The sequence below is a fragment of the Streptococcus mitis genome (assembly GCF_001579035.1).
Classification (GTDB): Bacteria; Bacillota; Bacilli; order Lactobacillales; family Streptococcaceae; genus Streptococcus; species Streptococcus mitis_J.
Genome location: NZ_KQ970286.1, coordinates 342,159 through 344,675, shown reverse-complemented (window position 1 = coordinate 344,675; position 2,517 = coordinate 342,159). Strand labels below are relative to the sequence as shown.

Below are 2,517 nucleotides of genomic sequence, written 5' to 3'. Positions count from 1 at the left end.
CATAGTAGGAAACATCTGCTATGTGAACTCCGAGTTCCAGATTGCCATTTTTCAAGGCCTTGATATGTACCGCATCGTCCAAGTCCTTGGCATCAGCACCGTCAATGGTAAAAGTAATCTCATCTCTCAAGTCCAGACGGCCTTCCATATCCTTTTGAGACGGAGCATCAGGCACACTTTCTGCTTCCTTAACAACAGCCTCTGGAAATTCTGAGACAATGTCCATAGACTCCAAAACCTCAAGAACATCAATTCCGACATCTGTTGAGTGTCCCACCACATCGAGAACACTCGCGACAAAGAAATCATGTTTCTTGCTTGGGTATTTATCGATAAAGACCTTGAGAACTTCGGTTCCCTCCAGTTTAAGGGCTGGTTTCTTAACATAGATGGGTTGGTTGATTTTCTGATTTTTTGAACGGATGTAACCCGCATACTTAGGTTTTTCCTGATCTAGAACGATTTGGCCGACAACGGTTGTCAAACTGTGTTCTAGAATATCAATAATTTTTGCTTCTGCTGCTGTTCCCTTATTGCGGTCAGCGACTTTCTTGATCACGACCTCAACGGTATCACCATCAATAGCATAGTTGACATCGTTTTTTCCTACAAAAAGGTCGTCCTCCTCGCCTTCCAGACTAACAAAGCCAAAGCCATTTTTATGAGCATGAAAAATCCCCTTGAGAGTAATCTCATGTTTTTTCTTAATTTCTAATGTCAGACTACCATCTTCTTCAAAGCGTATCTGATGCTTTCTTTCCATTAGGGACAAGGTTTTAATCAACTCACGAAAATCCTTGGACCCGTCTTTTCCCAAAGCCTGAGCCAAGTCATTGACAGTCACCTTTCCCTTATCTTGTAAATATTCTTTTATTCTATCTTTCATATTTTCTTTCTAGATTTTTTAATTTTCTTTTACTGTAAAACCTTCTCAAACATCCTTTAAAAATAAAAAGAGGCAAAGACCTAGTCCTGCCCATTATTTTCTTATCTACTTGATAATACCGTCAATGCTAAGGCAATGGCTAGCCAGAAAAAGACTAAAATCCCTGTCAAACGCTGCATTACAGCTTCAAAACCGCGAGCTTTACTGCGTTCAAACAAATCACCTGAGCTGGCATCAAATACATTGCTGGATTGGTTTTTGGTTGGTTGCATGAAAATTGCAATCACAATCACAACAGATAATACTAATAAAATGGTTAATAATAGGTTATACATATCAAACTCCTTAAAATCCCTATTATTTTACCATAAAATCTACTTAGATTCAAGATGTAGGGTTACTTTTCTTTCCTTGGGACAATACTTTAAAACCTCAATCTTGTCTGGATGGGTTTTTGAATTTTTACTGGTTAGGTAATTGATACTGCCACAAGAGGAGCATTTGAGATTGATTTTTACTCGCACTAGATTTCCTTTACTTTTAATAATGTTCGAAATTGAAGCAGGTTAAAGAGACAACTAAAGGCAACACAAAGGCTTGTCGCATAAAAGACTGCATGGTAGCCAAATTGACCTGCTACTGCAGAACCTGCCATGGGACCAACGACTCCTCCCAGATAAAAGAATACCTGATTAAAGGCAAAGACCCTTGAAATACCGGCTTTGGGTGTCATCTTACTGAGAAGGGCATTGACTCCGGGAATCAAAGCACCGGTTCCCAATCCAAAGAGGAAACGATAAAGTCCTAGTTGAAGGGGGCTAGAAGCATTAGCACAGAGGAGATAGATGATAACTGAATAAAACTGGGCTACAACCAAGAGGCGATGGTTCCCCACCTTGTCACCTAGCTTTCCCATGACTCCTGCACTCATCATACTGGAAAAGCCCATACTGGATACAATCAAACCAGATACAAAAAGAAGATTCTCTGTCTGGCCTAAGTCACGCACATACAGAGCTAAGATAGGGCCAATCGATTGGGCTGAAAACTGGATGACAAAACTGGTCAGAAAGAGATTGACCAAAAGATAGGGATATTTGACCGAGGTAAATAATTCCTTTGTTGGAATAGCCTTTTCCTTGGCTACTGGTTTAAAATCTTCCTTGATAAAGAAAATAGTCAAAACAGCAGCTAAAAGTAGAAAACTACCAACCAGTAAGAAAACAGTACGAATGCCAAATAATTCTGCAATAAATCCCCCGATAAAGGGACCAGTTAGAGTACCTGCAACTACGCCTGTAGACAAAGTACCTAAGGCAGAGCCTGATTTCTCCTTGGGAACCTGACTGGCTATCAAGGCCGTTGCATTGGGAACAAAACCCGCAAATACACCATTCAGTAAACGAAGAAAGATTAACCAATAAATATTTGGCACAAAGGCTAAGCCTCCCATAGTAATGGTCATGGCCAGACCAGCACGAATCATCATGGGTTTTCGACCGTATTTATCAGCAAGAATACCCCAGATAGGAGAAAAGAGTGCTGCGGAAATAGCAGAGACAGAAATAGCTAAGCCTGCATAAAAAGCGACTTGCTCACTTCCTACACCTAGATTTTTCCACAAAGATGGG

4 protein-coding genes are annotated in these 2,517 nt (G+C 40.5%); all 4 read right to left on the bottom strand.

All coding sequences use genetic code 11. The features are described from left to right. Nucleotides 1-886, bottom strand: an 886-nt coding sequence (locus SMIDD26_RS04145) for an RNB domain-containing ribonuclease (protein WP_134990157.1), incomplete at its 3' end; no start/stop codon positions are given. Nucleotides 887-987: 101 nt separating this feature from the next. Further along, nucleotides 988-1,221, bottom strand: coding sequence for a preprotein translocase subunit SecG (secG, locus tag SMIDD26_RS04140; RefSeq protein WP_000282517.1), 234 nt, complete (start codon nt 1,219-1,221; stop codon nt 988-990). Nucleotides 1,222-1,260: 39 nt separating this feature from the next. Next, a complete protein-coding gene (rpmG, locus tag SMIDD26_RS04135) occupies nt 1,261-1,410 on the bottom strand; it encodes a 50S ribosomal protein L33 (protein WP_001809104.1) in 150 nt (49 codons plus the stop codon). Beyond that, a partial coding sequence (locus SMIDD26_RS04130; protein ID WP_280630514.1) for a multidrug efflux MFS transporter PmrA occupies nt 1,410-2,517 on the bottom strand: 1,108 nt, incomplete at its 5' end. The genes rpmG and SMIDD26_RS04130, both read right to left, overlap by 1 nt.

What these genes read in the sequence shown, in the direction of transcription:
- secG (WP_000282517.1), bottom strand. Translation starts at nt 1,221, where the DNA reads ATGTATAACCTATTATTAACCATTTTATTAGTATTATCTGTTGTGATT.